This window comes from Nocardiopsis coralliicola, assembly GCF_054779695.1.
Genome location: NZ_BAAGXT010000009.1, coordinates 144,410 through 160,711, shown reverse-complemented (window position 1 = coordinate 160,711; position 16,302 = coordinate 144,410). Strand labels below are relative to the sequence as shown.

Genomic DNA, 16,302 nt, shown 5'->3' with positions numbered 1-16,302 from the left:
GGCGAGGCCGTACTGCTTTCGGCGACGAGACACGATCAAGGAGAACGCATGGTCCTCTACATGGACGTGCCGATCGAAGGCGGCTCACCCGTCCGGGTCGAGGTGGAGGCCCCCGAGGGAGGCCTCGTCCCGGCGGCGGCCGACGACGATACGCAGGTGGGCCGCCTGTCGGAGTCCCTGGACAAGGCGATGGACCGAATCCGGCCGATGGCCGAGGTGATCACCGGGAAGCTGGCGGGGATGGCCGTCCGCCCGGACTCGGTGACCGCAGAGTTCGGCATGAAGTTCTCCGTGGATGCCGGGGTCATCGTCGCCCGTACCGCCAGCGAGGCCCAGATCTCGGTGAAACTCACCTGGGGCAAGGAGGAGTGAGCGCTCGGCGCGCCGCTCCACCGGTCTGCGGCGCGCTCGCGGCTCGGGCGCTTTCCCGGCGTCTGTCCGCCGAACATGGGCCTGGCGCGCGGTGCAGCCGCTCTATCCGAGGCCGGGGCACGGCCGCCCCGCAGGTCCGGTCCGCAGTGCGGGACGGGGCGTGGTGCCTCGCTACACTCCCTCCCCAGGGCGCCCGCCCCGTTACTTCTGGGAGGTTTGCAGCGCATGGCCGGCTTCTTCAAAGACTTCTTCGGCACCGGACCCGAAACTCCGAAGAGGCCGCTCGACCAGGCCGGCGCCGACGAGGCCCTCGCCCTCGTCCGCTCCAACCGCAAGATCCAGGCCGTCAAGCTCGTGCGCGAGCACACCGGCATGGGCCTGGCCGAGGCCAAGGACACCGTGGATGCCATCGAGTCCGGCCAGTGGGTTCCCGCGCCCGGGCACGGAATCAGCCTCGCCGACCAGGCCCGCGAGCTCCTCGCCCAGGACCGCCTCGCCGAAGCCGTCATCCTGGTGTCCCGCACCACCGGAATGACCGAGACCGAGGCCTCCCGCTTCCTCGACGCCCTCGACCGCTGACCCGGCGCGAGCCGAGAGATCCCGGTGCGGCCGTGCTGAGCGGGATGATTGCTCCGCGGCTTCGGCAGCCGCCGCAACCGGCGCCCGCTTCACGGCATCCCGGTCGAGCAGGAGCAGGATGCCCATGAGCGAGCAGGGAGACCGCCCGCTGCTGTTCCTGGACGTCGACGGCCCCCTCCTGCCGTTCGGCGACGGCGCGCCGCGCATGCCGGCCAGCCCCGGTGCAGATACGCGCCTGGCGCGGATCAACCCGGATACCGGACCCCGCCTGGCGGCGCTGCCCTGCGTGCTGGTGTGGGCCACCACCTGGGAAGAGGCGGCGAACGCCGACCTAGCGCCGCGCCTCGGCCTGCCGCCCCTGCCGGTCGTGCAGTGGCCGGAGGATTCCGACGCGCGGGAACGCGAGGACCGCTGGCTCGGGCTCCACTGGAAGACGCGCAGCCTGATGGCGTGGGCGGAGGGGCGCCCCTTCGCCTGGGTCGATGACGAGATCACCGACGCCGACCGGGACTGGGCCGCCGCCCGCCACCCCGCCCCGGCCCTCCTCCACCGCGTCGAGCCGTCCCGCGGTCTCAGCAGTGCGGACTTCGCCGTCCTCGAACAATGGCTGCGTGCCATCCGGGATACGCCGCAGTGATCGGCGGGCGGCGCCGGACCGGCCACGTGCGCTCGCGACCGGCTCGCATCGCCGCGCTCCGTGGGGGCCAGCGCAGCCGAGCTCGCACCGGTCCGATACCTGACTCCTGCGTTTCCCCAGTTCAGGGACGCCGACGCGGTGCGGGTCCACCTGCCTGCGCCGACGCAGCCGTCGCCGCCCCGCCTCATCCCGGCGGCTGGACGGCCCAGGCCGGCATTTCGGGGAACGGTGCGAGGCGGTAGCCGGGAGGCTCGGTGCCGTGCAGGTGGCGCACGAGGTAGTTCCAGGTGCGCCGGGTGACGTAGTGGTCGCGGCCGTGGAAGCTGTGCTCGACGCCGGGGACGAGGAGCATGTCGAAGTCGGCGTCGGCGTCGATCAGCGCGTCGACGAGGCGCAGGCCCTGGTAGGGAAGCACGTTGTCGTCGAGCTCGGCGTCGATCAGCAGGAGCTTGCCGCGCAGATTGGCGGCCAGCGCCGTGTTGACCAGGGACCGGCGGTTCTCTTCGGTGATGTCGCCGTGGTACTGCTCGACCCAGAACGGCAGATAGATCGAGAAGTCGTGCGCGCCGGCCTGCGCGACCCCCACCGAGAAGAACTCGGGGCGGGTCAGCAGCGCCCGGGCCGTGAAGAACCCGCCGCCCGAGTGGCCGGTGACGCCGACCCGGTCGGTGTCGAGCCAGGTGTGGCGCCGCCCGAGCTCGCGGATTGCGGCGACATGGTCGTCCAGCGCCGCGGCCATGCCCAGATCCCCGTAGGAGTAGTCGAGGAAGGCTTTGCTGCGCACCGGAGTGCCCCGGCCGTCGAGCGCGACCACCGCGAAGCCGAGCGCCGCCAGCGCCTCCGGCTCGCCGGTGAACAGGTCGCCGAAGCCGGGCGAGGCGCGGTGGATGTTGGGCCCGGGGTAGGAGTGGTCGATCACCGGGTAGCGCCGTTCCGGGTCGAAGCCGTGCGGGCGCCAGAGCAGCCCGTAGATCGGCGTGTGCCCATCGGCAGCGGTCGTCCGGAACCGCTCAGGCGGGCTCCAGCCAGCGGCTTCCAGCGCAGCCGTGTCCGGAGCCTCGAGTTCGACCAGTACCTGGCCGTCGTCGCCGAGCACCCGGGCGCGGGGAGGGCTCGCGACCCCGGAAGCGCGGTCGAGGAGGTAGCCGCCGGCCGGCGGGCCGACCGCGTCGTGGTCGAGGCCGTCCTCGGTCAGCCGCTCGAACCCGCCGCCGTCCAGGTCCGCCCGGCAGATCTGGCGGACATAGGGGTCCGCATCCAGGCCGCAGGCCAGGAACCACACCCTGCGCCGCTCCTCGTCGACCCGCAGGACCCGGCGCACCAGCCACTGCCCCTGGGTGACCTGGCCGATCTCCTCTCCCTCGGCTGAGTAGAGGTAGAGGTGGCCCCAGCCGTCGCGCTGGGACCACCACAGGATCTCCCCCGAGTCCAGGAAGCGCACCATGGGCGGGACGTGCAGGTAGGGCGCCGCGTCCACCCGGGTCCGGTCGCTCTCGGTGATCAGCGCCGTCACCGCACCGGAGTCGGGGTCGAGACGGCGCAGTTCGAGCGTGCGTCCGTCTCGGGACTGGTGCAGCATGTGGACGGCGTCCCCCTTCCCGGACCACCACCGCCGATCCAGGGCATAGGGGGCCACCAGGACCTCCGGCCCGCCCTCGGCGGTCACCCTGTGTCCGGTGCGGACGTCGAAGACGTGCCACTCCACGGTCGCCTGCGCCGCGTCGCCGGGCATCGGGTAGCGCACGCGGTGCTCCACCGGCCGCCCGCCGTCCTGCGGCGCGGCCTCCACCAGGACCTGCTCCGGCAGCGCGCGCTGGTCGATCCGATGAGTGATCAGACGCGTGGAATCCGGCGACCACGCCGCGACGAGCAGCGACTCCAGCCCCAGCAGGGGCAGCTTCACCTTCGCCGCCGCCTCGAGCAAGCCGCCGTAGTCCCACTGCGGCTCGGCGTCGTCGGTGAGCGCGAACTCCCGCTTCCCGTCCCGGCTGCGCACCCACACGTTGCCGTCGCGCCGGAACGCCACCCACGCTCGGTCCGGCGACACGATCTCCCCCGGGGCGACGGCGGGGCCCTCGTCGATCCGCGTGCAGGTTCCGGCCCGATCCGACCACTCCCACCGCGCGTCGAACGCGGTGAAGCGGACCATGTCCGCATCCCCGTCCCCATGCCCGTCACCGTCTTCGAACTCGATCGAGCCGAGCGGCAGATCGTCCGCCACCACCGCGTGCCCGGACGCCCGGGTCAGCGCGCCGGCGAGGCGCTCGTGGTCGAACGCGTCCCGGCGCGTGCCCGCCGCCGGATCGACCATCACGTAGCGTGCGCCGGACCCGTACCAGAACCGCTCTCCGCCGCCGAGCCATTGCGGCTCGACCGCGGCCTGCGGAATCAGCCGGGCCCGGTAGGGCGCCAGCATCTGCTCTGCGCGGGCGTAGTCGGCATCGGTGAGCTGGATCTGCCGGGCGGAGTCGAACACGTCGGAGCCTTTCGTCAGGGGCCGGTCCGACCACCGCACACCGTGACGCCGCGTCGGAGTCAACCGGCGCGGAGCCGGCTCAGCACTCCGCCGTGGCGAACTCCGGCGCCGGGGCCCCGAGGCGGCCGGCCCGGTCAGCGCGGGCGCGAAGCCGTGCGGACCGCTTCCACCGGCGAGCTCCCCGAAAGACGCGCCGGAAGCCTGGGCCGGGCCTCCTGGCTCAGGTACCGGACGCCTCGTGGGCGTCCATTTCGAACTGCAGCTCCATGCAGCGCAGGCGGGCCGGGGACAGGTCGTAGGGCAGCTTTTGCATGGCTTCGGACATGCTCATGTACCCCTGCCCGCTGCCCGAGCCCTGGTCGGCCCCGTCCTCGCCTTCGCCATTGTCAGCGGGGTGCAATTCGTCCCAGGCGTCGAAGAGCGCGTCGTCGCTCTCATCCAGGCCGGAAGCCTCGCTGGCGGCGTTCAGGGCCTGTTCGAAGGCGTGCCGTTCAGCTGCCACCTGCGCCACGCGGGGGTCGTCGACAGCGACCGTGTCGTCGAGTGCCTCCTCGGCGGCGTCGACGCGGTCGGATTCCTCCCGTAGCTCCGGGTGGGTGGCCAGGGCGATGTAGCGGCCGGCGTGGACGGCCGCGCCGAGCGGGCCGAGAAGCCGCTCGACGACCAGCAGATTGTCCAGGTCTGCCTGGCGCAGGGAGCCCTCGGGCAGGTCCTTGAGGCGTTCGGTGACGAAATCGGAGAGCAGCCCCATCCTGCCGCCCCGGGTTCGCATGCGCTGCACGGCAGCCCGCTGGCGCTGCAGCTCCGCTTCCTGGGCGGCGAGGGTTCCCTCCAGCCGCTCCAGGACAGCCGCGACATCGTGGTCGCTGTCGGTACCAGCAGGATCCGCGTCGGCAAAGGCGTCGCGGATGTCGTCCAGGGCGATGCCGGCGTCGGCCATCTTGCGGATCCACAGCAGCCGGATCATGTCTTCATAGCCGTAGCGGCGGCGGTCGTCAGCACCCCGCTCGGGCTCGGGGAGCAGGCCGATCTCGTGGTAGTGGCGGATCGCCCGCGGCGTCGTGCCGGCGAACGATGCCGCGTCACCGATCTTGACCTGGCGCGGCGGAATGAGGGACGGATGCACGATCGGGGCCTTCCTCAGCGGGGCTGGATGTGAGTCCAGCGGACCACATGACGCTACGGAAGGTGCAACTCGAAGCGCTTCGCCCTGCATGCACCTCGCCGCCGCAGTTCACGTGCGGTGGATCCGCCTTTCGTCGGTCCCCAGGAGCTTTGCGGGCGGCGACTTCCGTCGGTGGCGGGTTGGCTCGCGCGGTCGATGTGCCCATCAGGCCGGATCTCTAGATTCGTGGTGACGCCGGACAGCGGCGCAGCGAACCGAAGGGAGCGGGCACAGCATGGTCGGCGTCCGCGAATCCGGAGTGGGAGGAACCGGCGCGATGGGGAAGGAGCGATCTCTTTACCTCGAATTGATGCGGGTGGCCGATAGCGTGCCGAAAGCGGACGCAATAAGGGGTGATCGGCGCACTGTCGTCCCCGTGGGGCGTGATGTCCGACCTGGGTTCATTCGAAAGCTGCGCACCGAACTTTTTGCCAGCAGATGCCCATTGGACTCGTTCTCTCTAGCAGCAAAGTGAGGTTTCTATGAAGTCGTGGCGTTCTCTCGCTGCCGCCGGTTTCGTGGCGGGTGCCGCCGCGGTCGTCTTTCCGCTGACCGCGGGCGCCGCGTCCGCGGACGACGGCTGGGAGACGGTCGGCGGGGCCAAGGGCACGATGGACGATTGCGTCGCTGAAGCCAAGGAATACCTGGCGGAGCCGTACGTGGACTACACCGAGTGGAAGTGTGAAACCGGCGGCGGCTCCTGGACGCTCTTCGCGCGCTAGCCGCGCTGGATCGAGCCCAACCGGTTTATCGGGGAAGCCTCTGCCGCGATCGTGCATCGCGGCGGGGGCTTTCCATTGTCTGGGCTACCTGATATCCGCCGTAGCGGCGCGCAGATCTGGGAGCAACCGGCTCTGCGGGCTTCTGGTTTTCAGGTGGCCGGCCCACTCCGGCCGGGCGACGGAGGTGCCCGGCCGAGAAGGAGGGCTCGGGGCCACCGGCAGATCCGTGGCCAAAGCGGTGCCCGGAGCTCTGCAAGGGGTGAAGTGTCCCTGGCGGCTTCGGTTTCGGGGGCGCGCGATGGGGCGAGGGGTGTCAGGTCGGAATCCTCCAAACGATCTTGATTACCCGGAGTGAAAAAACCCGGCGAAAAGGTGCTCCTTTTGTCACTCTGCGGCGTCACAATCACGCCGGAATCACCCGGACACTTCACCCCCATGCCGCGCCGCGGCAACGAGGAGGTAGCCCCGTGTACCCCAATGCCCAACCCCAGCCTCCAAAGAAGAAGGCAGGGCCGCTGCCGTGGATCCTGGGCGGATGCGGCTGCCTCACCCTCGCCGGCATCGTCGGAATGGTCGGCTGCACTGCTCTGATCGCCGGGGCGCCGCAGACGGACACCGGTACCGGAGCGGACGCGGAGCAGGCCGCCGACGGCGGGGGCGGTGCGGAGGGAGGCGGTGATGAGGCGGCGACTTACGCGGTGGGTGAGGAGTTCGAGCACGGGAACTTCGCGTTCACCGTCAACGGGGTTGAGCGCGGACTCCCGTCGGTCACCGACGAGTTCGGGCTCTCCAGCGAACCGCGCGGAACCTATGTCGTGGTGTCCATGACCGCGGCCAACGTCTCCTCTGAGGCGCAGTACCTCGAAGGCTCCAACCAGCTGCTGATGGACGACGACGGCAAGCAGTACGAGTACGACCTCAGCGCGAGCACGGACACCAGCTTCCTCGACCAGGTGAACCCCGGCCAGAGCGCCGAGGCCGAAATCGTCTACGACGTTCCGGAAGACGCCGCGATCACCCACATGATGGTCAACGGAAAGACCCTGGTTGACGACGGCGTCCGGGTGGATCTTCCCGAATAGCCACTCCACCGGAACGGGCCGTGCGCCAGCGCACTGCTCACGGCCGGGTCCATCGCTCCCGCGCAGGCGGGAATGGACCGGCGTCTTCGGTGAAACGGGCGCTCTGCACGGTGTCGTTCTCGCGGACCAGAGGATGAGCCGGTGCAGGGTGCATGCCGGGCGGCCTGGTCAGGACAGGCCGTGGTTGTCAGCCGTGGACGCGCCTCCGCGGAGGGGGTGGTCGGTGCGGCCGTACACCTGGATTGCGCCGGCGCTCGCGCTGCTACCGGTGGCGTCGCACAGTGCGCGTTTCCGTGCAGCTGCCCGCTTCGGCGGCGGAGGCGGCAGCCAGCAGGTCAGGCTCCTGGTGCTTGCGGGCGACCAGTTGCAGCCCCACTGGCTCGCCGGCCGGGGTGAAGCCGGCGGGGAGGCTGATCGCCGGGTGGCCGCTGATGTTGAAGGCCCAGGTCAGTGCAGTGCTCATGATGTCGCCGGGCCCGTCGTGGCCGTGCGGCGGGTTCGGGGTGGTCGGGGTCGCGATGAGGTCGACCTCGGCGAACACGCGCGTAAGGGCTTCGGCCAAACTCGCGATGTCCCGCCGAACGCCATCCGGAATCGTGCCGCTGCGGCTCCTGAGCGCCGTCCAGCAGGCGGCCGGGTCAGGCAGGCGCACCGGGACGTCGTGCACGGTCACGGCTCCAGCGCGGGCCAGGGCGTCCAGACCGATCCGCGCCGCGCCAGCGACCTGTTCGTCGGTGTCGGCAAATCCCAACGTGGCCGACCAGGCAACGCGCAAAGGCCGCTCGGCGGAAAGCGGAGGCCAGGACGTTGCGGCCCCGGTCAGCGCGTCGAGGTAGAGGGCGGCGTCCACCGCGCAGCGGGCGAGCGGGCCGCCGATGTTCAGCCCGGCCCGGTCCCGGGCGGGCACCAGGCCGTTGGTCGGCTTCAGGCCGATCACCGAGCACCAGGCCGCGGGGATCCGCACCGATCCGGCGCCGTCGCTCCCGGTCGCCAGCGGCACGGTCCCGGCGGCCACAGCTGCCGCCGATCCCGCCGACGATCCGCCCGGCGACCAGCGGGGATCGTGCGGGTTGAGGGTGGGGCCGCGGCCGGTCTCGCCCCAGGTCTGCCACCGCGTGCCTCGACCGGGAGTGGACGTCGCCCCGATCGGAACGCAGCCGGCCCGGACGAGCTTCCGAGTCTGCCGGCTGTTCAGCCCCTCGGTCGCTTTGACCGCGAGCGGCACACCCGCGAGCGGCAGCCATTCGCCCGACCGGACCCGGCGTTCCACCGCCGCGGCCTGCGCCAGCGCCTGATCAGGCCACACCTCGGTGAACGCCCGGAGACCGTCATCCTCGGTGGCCCGCCTGAGCGCTGCGGCTGCTGCCTCGGTGGCGGTCAGCTCGCCCGCTCGGACATCGGCAGCGATTTCGCAGGCGGTCTGCAACATGGAAGTGCGGATAGCCCCCTTGGCCGTGAAAAGCAACAGATAGCAGAGGCGAGCACGGCCACCTGCCCGGGGGTGGAAACACGCGCCGGAGTCCGGTGCCTCAATTCCAAACCCACCGTGCGTCGGCACGACCCGGCAACTTTCGCGACTTCCCGCACACGGGGCGGAACCGAGTGTGCCGTCCGGCAATCGAAGTGATGGGAGATCCTCTGTGCCCCTGCGGACGCCGAACCCGCGGGGCCCGCCCGTCCGCGATCCGCTAGAACTGGACAACGCTCATGGCCGACAGTCGCCCCCGGCTCACACCTTCCCCCGACCTGCCGACCGAACGTCGGGAGATGCTGCGCGGCTCGGAAGATCCCGAGCCGCCGGCCATGGGCCGTGCCGTGCCCGCCGCCCTCCTGGTCGGCGCGGGCCTGGCCGGATCGGCGGTCAACCTGATCGGCTTCGGCTTCGACGCGATCGTGGGCGCCTTCGTCGCCACCCTCGCTGCGGGCGCGGGGAGCCGCCATGTGGCCCAGCGTCTCCGTATCCGCCGCCACCCCGCCAGCAAGCGCCGCGCGTTCGCCGAACAGCACCCGCGCGATGTGGTGGATCCCGCCTCTCTGGACCAGCAGGCCGCGGCCCTCCTCCGGCGAGCGCAGCACGCCTCCGACACCGTGTACACGCTGCGCCCTGACGCCGGCCGGGACCGCATCGCTGCCGGAGTCGTGATGGAGCAGGCCGAGTGGCAGGTCGCCTGCTCGCTGCGCGAAGGCGACGACCGGACGGAAGCGGAAGAGGTCGTGGCGCAGATGGAAGCCCGCGCTGCAGAGGCCGAACGGGCGGCCGCGGAGGCTGCGCGCGTGGCCCAGGAAACGCGTACCGAGAAGCTGGGCCACGCCGCCCGCGAACTCAAGCGCCTCGACCAGAGCGGCTGGGATCAGATGGGCGGGCCGGAGGCCAGCCGCGACGAGCTCCGGGCGAGCGAGAAACCGGACTGACCAGGGAACACAGGCGGCGCTGGTGAGGGGCCTCGGACTCGTCCGGAGGCCGGGTCCCTTGGCCGCGGGGCCGGTGTATCCGCGTCCGCCGGGCGGCGGGGATGGCCGGCGGACGCCCGGGCTCGACGTGCCCGAGCGGCGCGGGCCCCGCAACCCTGAGGACCGCGGGCGGGGATGGCTAGGCGGTGCGGCGCAGCGGGAACCAGAAGGTCGGCACCGGGTTGGTGCCCTGCGTGACATCGATCAGGTCCCAGCGCGGGGCCGTAGCCGAACATCAGCAACCGCGATCCGGAGGCGGCCCGCTGAGTGAGCCCGGCGGCGTAGGCGTCGCGGCGGTATAGCGGGACCGCAGAATACGTGCCCGCTTTTTCACAGGGAATCTTCCGACTGCTGTGTATGCTCGCGGCGATCGGAGCGGCCGTGAAAAGCGCCCGCACCCGGTTGGGTGCGCGTTTTCACTGATCCAGTCCCGGGTGATCTGGGCAGGCGCCGACCGCATACCCTGCGCACCATGGGTAGACACGCGGCAGACAACGGCGGCGACGAGAGCAGCGTCGAGAACACCATGGCAGCGCCCGACGATGGAAGCGTCGAAGGAGACGTCACCCAGGTCGGAGGCGAGGACGAGTCCCGCGGCGAACGGCCTCAGGGCCAAGTTCGCAACACCATCGTCAGCGGCACGGTCACCGGCCAAGTGATCCAGGCCGGAAATGTCTCCGGCCCGCTGTACTTCGGATAAGCCCGGACGTGGCGCTGCCCGCGTCGCGTTGAGCGAGGGCGCACACAAGAGCTCAGCGGGCCGCAGGAGCCTGTTCCGAGTCGAGGGAGGAAACGCCGCCTATCGTGCGCCGCGCCCACCCCCTCGGCGATGTCAAAAGTCCCAACCGTGATTCCGCCGGGCGGCTCGAGGGGGCGGCAGAGCCGCTGAACCAGAACAGAGCGCCCGTGATCTCGCCGCAAGGGCTGCCCAGGCGCGTGGGCTAGCGGTGCACCGGTTCATCGTCGCGCTGCCCGCATTCGCGGCCGCCTCTGCCGCAGGGAGTCCGCCCGGCGGCGTGTGCCCAGGCCACGTCGCCCGCGGACTCGGCGTGGACGTGGCAGGCAACCCGGCGAACTCCCTCGTGGCCGACCAGGTTGGGCCCGTCGCCGCGTCCACCAGAGACGGCACCGCATACGGGGTGCCCCTACGGAGCGGCCCATTCCCGCCTGCGCGGGAGTCGCACGCCGCCCTTCCAGGCGGCCACGGTGTAGATCGGTCCATTCCCGCCTGCGCGGGAGTCGCAGCGCCGAACTGCGATAATGTGCGGCGTTATTCAGATGATACAGAGAATGGCCGCATTGTGGCCGCTATTGCGATGAGCGAGGGATCGGCGCCGGCGCGCGGGCGGCGCGGAATCCGTTGCCGATGACCAGCACCTCGGCCGCCTCGTGCACCAGGACGACTGCGGCGAGCCCCAGGACGCCGAACAGGGCCAGCGGCATCAGGGCGGTGATGATGGCCAGCGAAAGCCCCACGCTCTGCCACATGATGACGCGCGACCGGCGGGCGTGCGCCAGGAGCCGGGGGAGGTGGCGCAGGTCCTCGCCCATCAGCGCCGCGTCGGCGGTCTCGATGGCGACATCGGTGCCCATGGCCCCCATTGCCACGCCCACGTCGGCGGTCGCCAGGGCGGGCGCGTCGTTCACGCCGTCGCCCACCATCGCGACCGGGCCGTGTGCGCGGAGGTCGCCGACGATGCGGGACTTGTCCTCGGGACGCAGCTCCGCGTGCACACTGCCGGGCTCGATGCCCGCTTCGACTGCGAGCGCCGCGGCGGTGGCCCGGTTGTCCCCGGTCAGCATCGCCACCCGGTAGCCCGCGCCGCGCAGTGCGGCTACCACCTGGCCCGCTTCGGGGCGCAGCTCGTCGCGGACGGCGATCGCCCCGATCGGCGCCCCGCCGTCCTCCACCAGAACCGCGGTGGCGCCGGCCCGCTGCATGCGCTGCACGTCTGCGGCCAGAGGACCCGGATCGATCCAGCCCGGCCGGCCCAGGCGCACGGCCCGCCCGTGCAGGGTTCCGACGAGCCCGGCGCCCGGGACCGACGCCGCGTCCGCCGCCCGCTGCGGCGCCGGAGCAGCCGCCAGGATCGCCGGTGCGAGAGGGTGCTCGCTGCGCTCCTCCAGAGCCGCCGCCACGGCCAGAACCCGTTCGCGAGTCTGGCCGGACGCCGCGACGGTCCCGACTACGGCGGGGGAGTTGCGGGTCAGCGTGCCCGTCTTGTCCAGGGCCACGGTGCGCACCCGGCCCAGGGCCTCCACGGCGGCCCCGCCCTTGACCAGAGCGCCGTGCCGGGAGGCGGCTCCGATCGCGGCCACCACGGTGACCGGTACGGAGATGGCCAGAGCACACGGCGAAGCCGCCACCAGCACCACCAGTGCGCGCTCGATCCAGACGAGCGGGTCGCCGAGCACCGACCCGAGAACGGCGATGAGCAGCGCCGCCGCCATCACCCCCGGAACGAGCGGGCGGGCGATCCGGTCAGCAAGGCGCTGTCCCGCGCCCTTGCGCGACTGCTCGGACTCGACGATCGCCACGATGCGGGCGAGGGAGTTGTCGGCGGCAGCGGAGGTGGCGGTGACCTCGAGGACCCCGGCGCCGTTGACGGACCCGGCGAACACCTCGTCCCCCGGCCCCGCCTCCACGGGGACCGACTCCCCGGTGATGGCCGCGCTGTCCAGGCTTGACCGGCCGGAGTGGACGACACCGTCGGTGGCAAGCCGCTCGCCGGGCCGGACCACCAGCGTGTCGCCGGCCACCAGGTCCCTGGGGGCGACGCTCTGCTCCGCACCGCCGCGCAGCACCCGCGCATGGTCGGGGACCAGGTCCAGCAGGGCGCGCAAGCCTCGGCGCGTGCGGGCCACCGAGTACTCCTCCAGCCCCTCGGCGATGGTGTAGAGCACGGCCAGCATCGCCGCCTCGCCCACCTCGCCGAGCAGCACGGCGCCGACAGCGGCGATGGTCATCAGCGTGCCCACGCCGATGCGCCCCCGGGCCAGGCCGCGCAGGGTGGCCGGCACGAAGGTCCAGCCGGCCACGGCCAGCGCGCCGGCCTTGAGCCCCAGGCCGACCAGGCCGGCGGCGCCGGCCCACTCCGCGCCGTACCCCGCACCGAGGAGAAGCGCCGCTACTGCGGCGAAGCGGATCTCACCCACCTGCCACAGCGTCTCCGGTTCGTGCTCCTCGGCCCCGCCAGCCGGGCGGGGCTCCTCGCCGCAACAGGCGTCACTCATCGGGCACCGGCTCGTCCCTGCTGTCGGTGCCGTAGTTGGGGCACAGCGCGACCGCGTTGCCGGTAGCGGCCAGCAGGACCTCGGCCGAAGAGAGCAGGTCCATCAGCTCCGGCCGGGCCAGGAAGTAGAACACCTGCCGCCCCTCGGGGCGCCCGCCGACCAGGCCGCAGTCGCGCAGGCAGGCCACGTGCGCCGAGATCGTCGACTGGGCGAGACCGAGCTGCGCCACCAGGTCCGCGACCCGCGCCTCACCCTGTGCGAGGCGCCGGACGATGGCCAGCCGGGTGCCGTCGGACAGGCTGTGGAAGAGGGCTTCGGCAGCGCCGACGCCGGCGCTTGCCGCCCGGCATCCGCTCGTGTTATCAATCGCCATAAGGCGATCATATCTGGTTTGGACGATCATTAAAGAGGGGGGCGACCACGCCGGCCGGTCGCCAACATCCGAGGCCGTCCTGAAGGCGGAGGTCTTCCATGGCACTGACCGCGCTCCTGCTCTACCTCGCCGCTCTGCTCCTGGCCTTCGGGCTGCGCAGCCTCGTCGCCTGGCGGCGCACCGGCGACACCGGATTCCGATGGCCCGACGCTCCCCTGTTCTCCACGGAATGGTGGGGCGCGCGGATGTTCATCGTCGCGGCGCTCCTTGCGGCCGCCGCACCCGCGGCGGCGCTGGCCGGCGTCCCTCCGCTGGCGCCCGTGCTCCCGGCCGTGGGTTGGGGAGGCATCGCGCTCATGGCCGCCGGGCTCGCCCTGGTCCTGGCCTCCCAGGCGGCGATGGGCGACTCCTGGCGCATCGGCGTGGACGACTCCGAGCAGACCGGCCTGGTCACCGGCGGCATCTTCGGGATCGTCCGCAACCCCATCTTCACCGGACTGGGGATGCTCCTCGCGGGCATGGTGGCTGCGGTGCCCTCGGCTCTCTCGGTCGCGGCCTTGGCGATCTGCATCGCGTCGGTCCAGATCCAGGTCCGCGTGGTGGAGGAGCCCTATCTCCTCCGCACACATCCGGACGACTACCGTGCCTACGCTCAGCGAACCGGACGCTTCCTGCCCGGACTCGGCCGCCTCAGCGGCCCGGCGTCCGACTGAGACCCGCCAACCTCCGCGCACGACCGAGCCCCGCCGCGACCGGGTCGCAGAGCGGGGCTCGACAGGGTCAGGACTCAGGCGACGAGGGTGCCCTGCGCCGCACCGATGGATTCGTCGGCGACCGACACCGCCAGCCGCATGCGCACGTCTTCCGGAAGGTCGGGGGCGGCCTTCTTGCCGGGCACCGCGCCGTCATTCCCCATGCGCCGGTGGACGCGCTTCCAGTCCGCGCCGCCGTCTGGCAGCGTTCCACGATTCATCCGCCAACGCGCGGGCGCCCTCCAACACCCCCTCGGCGCCGTACTCCGGCTGAACGGACGTGCCCGGTGGCGGCTCGACGCCGTGTCTGCGCCACCGCCGGCGCTGCCCGCACCAGCAGCGCCGCGGAGGCTGCCCGCCGACGCCATCGTTCTTCTCTTCGCGCGCTCGGTTCGGGGGCGCCCCCTCGGGCCGGTCGCTCGCCGGGGTGGCCGGGACGGACGCCAGGCACCGCGCCGGACTCCGAAGCGCCGGGGTGGCCCTTCCGTTCGCGGGCCGGGCATCGATACGCCCGGCGGCCGAGTCCGGTGTTCCGGTGGCGCGCGAATGGTCCGGCGCGGCGAGCCCGCCCCTTCCGGGGCGTCTCCACGCAAGGGCGGCCCGGCCGTCCTCGGCCGCATTTGCGCGCCCTGCGCTATCCGGCGGTCGTCGGAGCCGGGCTCACCGGGTGCTTCCAGAGCGGACCCCAGGCGCCGATGTCTGGCCCGTGGCTGCCGCCGTCGCCTCATCGGCAGCGCTGGCGGCGCTGCCCCGGCATCGCTCTGCGCACCAAGCGAATTCCGGGGAGGGCTGTGCGGCACCTCCCTCGCCGCATGTCCGCTTTGGTGTGAACGCCGGGCGTGTCCGCTGGTCGCAGCGCCCCTCGCGGCACACGATGGAAGGACAAGCGACCAGCGGGGGAACCATGCGCACGTCAGTGAAGACCGTCCTGGTGGCCGGTATCGCCGTGCTTCTGCTCGCGGGGGCGTCGCCGGCCGCAGCCGGTACGGCTGCCCCCGACCTCACGCCCGTGGCCGACTTCTTTGAGGCCGCCAAGGACGCGACGCTCGCCGTCTCCGACTGGCTCACGCGCTTCTTCACCGCGTTCGATGCGGCCGGAGGCGACGGCTGACTTCCGCTGCAGCCCATTGCCGGGGCAGGTTTCGACCCCGGCCCCGGCAATGGCGCGTGTCCCGGGCCGCCGGCGGCGCCGGCCGCGCAGTCCTGGCCCGCTCGGCGCTCGCGGAGTGGCGCGCAGAACGCCGCTGGCCTGCGAATTCGTCTCAAATGTCCAAGAATAATCGGATATGTTCTTCTGTGTGGCGCTTCGTCGAGGTGGCAAGGGCCGCCCCCCGGCGCCCGGATGGGGAGGCGTTTTCGCATGCGCGCAGTACGGTTCCACGGCCCGGCAGACCTCCGCGTCGACGAGGTCGACGAGCCCGCGCCGGCCGCGAACCAGGTGAAGATCAAGAACGCGTTCAGCGGGATCTGCGGGTCCGATCTGCACCTCTACTTCGGGGAGGACGGCACCCCGCCGCCCCCGCACCCCGTCACCGGGGCCACCTGGCCGCAGACCCTCGGCCACGAGTTCTCCGGCACCGTCACCGAGATCGGCGCCGACGTCACCGGGGTCGCCGTCGGCGACCGCGTCGCCGTCTGGCCCGTCTACTACTGCGGCGAATGCGCGGCGTGCCGGCAGGGCCGCTACAACGCCTGCCGCGTGGTCGGATTCCACGGCCTCAACTCGCACGGCGGCGGCATGGCCGAGTTCACCGTCGTCGACGCCGCCAAGGTCCATAAGCTCCCCGACAACGTCGACCTCAAGCTGGGCGCGCTGGTCGAGCCGATGGCCGTCGCCTGGCACGCCGTCGAGCGCAGCGGAATCGAGGCCGGCGGTTCCGCCCTCATCGCTGGAGCGGGTCCGATCGGCATCGGCCTCTGGTTCGCCCTCAAGGCCAACGGCGTGCAGCGCGTCCTCGTCTCCGAGCCCTCGGAGACCCGGCGCGAGCGGATCGCCGCCCTCGGCGCCGCCACCATCGACCCGGTCAACAGCGACCTCGCGGCCGCCGTCGAGGACCTCAACCCGGGCGGCGTCGACGCCGTCTTCGACGCCGCCGGCGCAGGCGCCGCGGTGACGAGCGGGCTGGCCAACCTCACCCCGGGCGGCCGCCTCGTGGTCGTCGCCGTCCACGAGCGCACCATGGAATTCCAGCCCACGATGCTCGTCATGACCGAGCTGGAGGTCGTCGGCGCCCTCGCCTACCTCCCCGCCGACTTCGACGCCGTGATCGAAGCGATGGGCCGCGGCATCTACGACCCCACCGGCTGGGTCGACGAGATCGGCTTCGACGGCGTCACCGGCGCCTTCGACGCCCTCCGCGGCGGACAGGGTGCCAAGTTCCTGGTCAGCTCCGGGCTCTGACCCTGCGGGCCCAGCTCCGCGAGGGCGGCCGGCACCACCGGCCGCCCTTGCTGTTCTC

At 72.0% G+C, this 16,302-nt stretch carries 16 protein-coding genes; 10 read left to right on the top strand and 6 right to left on the bottom strand.

Going from position 1 to position 16,302, the window contains the following annotated elements:
• The first annotated feature begins 48 nt into the window (after positions 1 to 48).
• The 3 genes from ACYVGT_RS09740 (at position 49) to ACYVGT_RS09730 (ending at position 1,588) form a co-directional block, all read left to right on the top strand.
• On the top strand, positions 49 to 372 hold the full coding sequence (locus ACYVGT_RS09740; RefSeq protein WP_460856204.1) for a CU044_2847 family protein: 324 nt from the start codon (positions 49 to 51) through the stop codon (positions 370 to 372).
• A 225-nt stretch (positions 373 to 597) separates the two neighbouring features.
• Entirely contained in the window at positions 598 to 951 is a 354-nt protein-coding gene (locus tag ACYVGT_RS09735; protein WP_460856201.1) for a ribosomal protein L7/L12, read from the top strand.
• A gap of 124 nt (positions 952 to 1,075) precedes the next feature.
• Positions 1,076 to 1,588, top strand: a complete 513-nt coding sequence (locus tag ACYVGT_RS09730) for an HAD domain-containing protein (RefSeq protein ID WP_460856199.1) — start codon at positions 1,076 to 1,078, stop codon at positions 1,586 to 1,588.
• Between the two features lie 184 nt (positions 1,589 to 1,772).
• Here ACYVGT_RS09730 and ACYVGT_RS09725 read toward each other — a convergent pair whose 3' ends face one another.
• Together ACYVGT_RS09725 and ACYVGT_RS09720 are read right to left on the bottom strand one after the other, a co-directional pair.
• Positions 1,773 to 4,064: a S9 family peptidase gene (locus ACYVGT_RS09725; protein ID WP_460856197.1), complete on the bottom strand. Its 2,292-nt coding sequence runs from the start codon at positions 4,062 to 4,064 to the stop codon at positions 1,773 to 1,775.
• Between the two features lie 220 nt (positions 4,065 to 4,284).
• Entirely contained in the window at positions 4,285 to 5,190 is a 906-nt protein-coding gene (locus tag ACYVGT_RS09720) for a MerR family transcriptional regulator (RefSeq protein ID WP_460856195.1), read from the bottom strand.
• A 521-nt stretch (positions 5,191 to 5,711) separates the two neighbouring features.
• On the opposite strand from ACYVGT_RS09720, the gene ACYVGT_RS09715 reads away from it, so the two are divergent.
• Positions 5,712 to 5,951 carry a hypothetical protein gene (locus ACYVGT_RS09715; RefSeq protein WP_460856192.1) on the top strand — a complete coding sequence of 80 codons (240 nt, stop codon included), beginning with the start codon at positions 5,712 to 5,714 and terminating at the stop codon, positions 5,949 to 5,951.
• A gap of 467 nt (positions 5,952 to 6,418) precedes the next feature.
• The gene (locus tag ACYVGT_RS09710; protein WP_460856189.1) at positions 6,419 to 7,033 is read left to right on the top strand and encodes a DUF4352 domain-containing protein; all 615 of its coding nucleotides are present in this window, start codon (positions 6,419 to 6,421) and stop codon (positions 7,031 to 7,033) included.
• Positions 7,034 to 7,295: 262 nt separating this feature from the next.
• Here ACYVGT_RS09710 and ACYVGT_RS09705 read toward each other — a convergent pair whose 3' ends face one another.
• A complete protein-coding gene (locus tag ACYVGT_RS09705; RefSeq protein ID WP_460856187.1) occupies positions 7,296 to 8,462 on the bottom strand; it encodes an amidase in 1,167 nt (388 codons plus the stop codon).
• A gap of 278 nt (positions 8,463 to 8,740) precedes the next feature.
• On the opposite strand from ACYVGT_RS09705, the gene ACYVGT_RS09700 reads away from it, so the two are divergent.
• Positions 8,741 to 9,445 carry a hypothetical protein gene (locus ACYVGT_RS09700; RefSeq protein WP_460856185.1) on the top strand — a complete coding sequence of 235 codons (705 nt, stop codon included), beginning with the start codon at positions 8,741 to 8,743 and terminating at the stop codon, positions 9,443 to 9,445.
• A gap of 511 nt (positions 9,446 to 9,956) precedes the next feature.
• The gene (locus tag ACYVGT_RS09695) at positions 9,957 to 10,184 is read left to right on the top strand and encodes a hypothetical protein (protein WP_460856182.1); all 228 of its coding nucleotides are present in this window, start codon (positions 9,957 to 9,959) and stop codon (positions 10,182 to 10,184) included.
• Positions 10,185 to 10,792: 608 nt separating this feature from the next.
• Here the strand turns inward: ACYVGT_RS09695 and ACYVGT_RS09690 are convergent.
• Positions 10,793 to 12,718: a heavy metal translocating P-type ATPase gene (locus ACYVGT_RS09690; protein ID WP_460856179.1), complete on the bottom strand. Its 1,926-nt coding sequence runs from the start codon at positions 12,716 to 12,718 to the stop codon at positions 10,793 to 10,795.
• Positions 12,711 to 13,091, bottom strand: coding sequence for an ArsR/SmtB family transcription factor (locus tag ACYVGT_RS09685; RefSeq protein WP_460856176.1), 381 nt, complete (start codon positions 13,089 to 13,091; stop codon positions 12,711 to 12,713). The genes ACYVGT_RS09690 and ACYVGT_RS09685 overlap by 8 nt, the downstream gene beginning before the upstream one ends.
• Before the next feature lie 98 nt (positions 13,092 to 13,189).
• On the opposite strand from ACYVGT_RS09685, the gene ACYVGT_RS09680 reads away from it, so the two are divergent.
• Positions 13,190 to 13,804 carry a methyltransferase family protein gene (locus ACYVGT_RS09680; RefSeq protein ID WP_460856173.1) on the top strand — a complete coding sequence of 205 codons (615 nt, stop codon included), beginning with the start codon at positions 13,190 to 13,192 and terminating at the stop codon, positions 13,802 to 13,804.
• 74 nt (positions 13,805 to 13,878) lie between these two features.
• Here ACYVGT_RS09680 and ACYVGT_RS09675 read toward each other — a convergent pair whose 3' ends face one another.
• Positions 13,879 to 14,064: a hypothetical protein gene (locus tag ACYVGT_RS09675; protein ID WP_460856170.1), complete on the bottom strand. Its 186-nt coding sequence runs from the start codon at positions 14,062 to 14,064 to the stop codon at positions 13,879 to 13,881.
• A gap of 683 nt (positions 14,065 to 14,747) precedes the next feature.
• Here ACYVGT_RS09675 and ACYVGT_RS09670 point away from each other — a divergent pair.
• Positions 14,748 to 14,954 carry a hypothetical protein gene (locus ACYVGT_RS09670; RefSeq protein ID WP_460856168.1) on the top strand — a complete coding sequence of 69 codons (207 nt, stop codon included), beginning with the start codon at positions 14,748 to 14,750 and terminating at the stop codon, positions 14,952 to 14,954.
• Between the two features lie 249 nt (positions 14,955 to 15,203).
• The gene (locus tag ACYVGT_RS09665; protein WP_460856165.1) at positions 15,204 to 16,244 is read left to right on the top strand and encodes a 2,3-butanediol dehydrogenase; all 1,041 of its coding nucleotides are present in this window, start codon (positions 15,204 to 15,206) and stop codon (positions 16,242 to 16,244) included.
• Positions 16,245 to 16,302: the final 58 nt, after the last annotated feature.

Bases quoted from the DNA above. Each gene is read 5' to 3' on its own strand.
- ACYVGT_RS09740 (WP_460856204.1), top strand. From the start codon at position 49: ATGGTCCTCTACATGGACGTGCCGATCGAAGGCGGCTCACCCGTCCGG.
- ACYVGT_RS09735 (WP_460856201.1), top strand. From the start codon at position 598: ATGGCCGGCTTCTTCAAAGACTTCTTCGGCACCGGACCCGAAACTCCG.
- ACYVGT_RS09730 (WP_460856199.1), top strand. From the start codon at position 1,076: ATGAGCGAGCAGGGAGACCGCCCGCTGCTGTTCCTGGACGTCGACGGC.
- ACYVGT_RS09715 (WP_460856192.1), top strand. From the start codon at position 5,712: ATGAAGTCGTGGCGTTCTCTCGCTGCCGCCGGTTTCGTGGCGGGTGCC.
- ACYVGT_RS09705 (WP_460856187.1), bottom strand. From the start codon at position 8,462: ATGTTGCAGACCGCCTGCGAAATCGCTGCCGATGTCCGAGCGGGCGAG.
- ACYVGT_RS09700 (WP_460856185.1), top strand. From the start codon at position 8,741: ATGGCCGACAGTCGCCCCCGGCTCACACCTTCCCCCGACCTGCCGACC.
- ACYVGT_RS09695 (WP_460856182.1), top strand. From the start codon at position 9,957: ATGGGTAGACACGCGGCAGACAACGGCGGCGACGAGAGCAGCGTCGAG.
- ACYVGT_RS09690 (WP_460856179.1), bottom strand. From the start codon at position 12,718: ATGAGTGACGCCTGTTGCGGCGAGGAGCCCCGCCCGGCTGGCGGGGCC.
- ACYVGT_RS09685 (WP_460856176.1), bottom strand. From the start codon at position 13,091: ATGGCGATTGATAACACGAGCGGATGCCGGGCGGCAAGCGCCGGCGTC.
- ACYVGT_RS09680 (WP_460856173.1), top strand. From the start codon at position 13,190: ATGGCACTGACCGCGCTCCTGCTCTACCTCGCCGCTCTGCTCCTGGCC.
- ACYVGT_RS09675 (WP_460856170.1), bottom strand. From the start codon at position 14,064: ATGAATCGTGGAACGCTGCCAGACGGCGGCGCGGACTGGAAGCGCGTC.
- ACYVGT_RS09670 (WP_460856168.1), top strand. From the start codon at position 14,748: ATGCGCACGTCAGTGAAGACCGTCCTGGTGGCCGGTATCGCCGTGCTT.
- ACYVGT_RS09665 (WP_460856165.1), top strand. From the start codon at position 15,204: ATGCGCGCAGTACGGTTCCACGGCCCGGCAGACCTCCGCGTCGACGAG.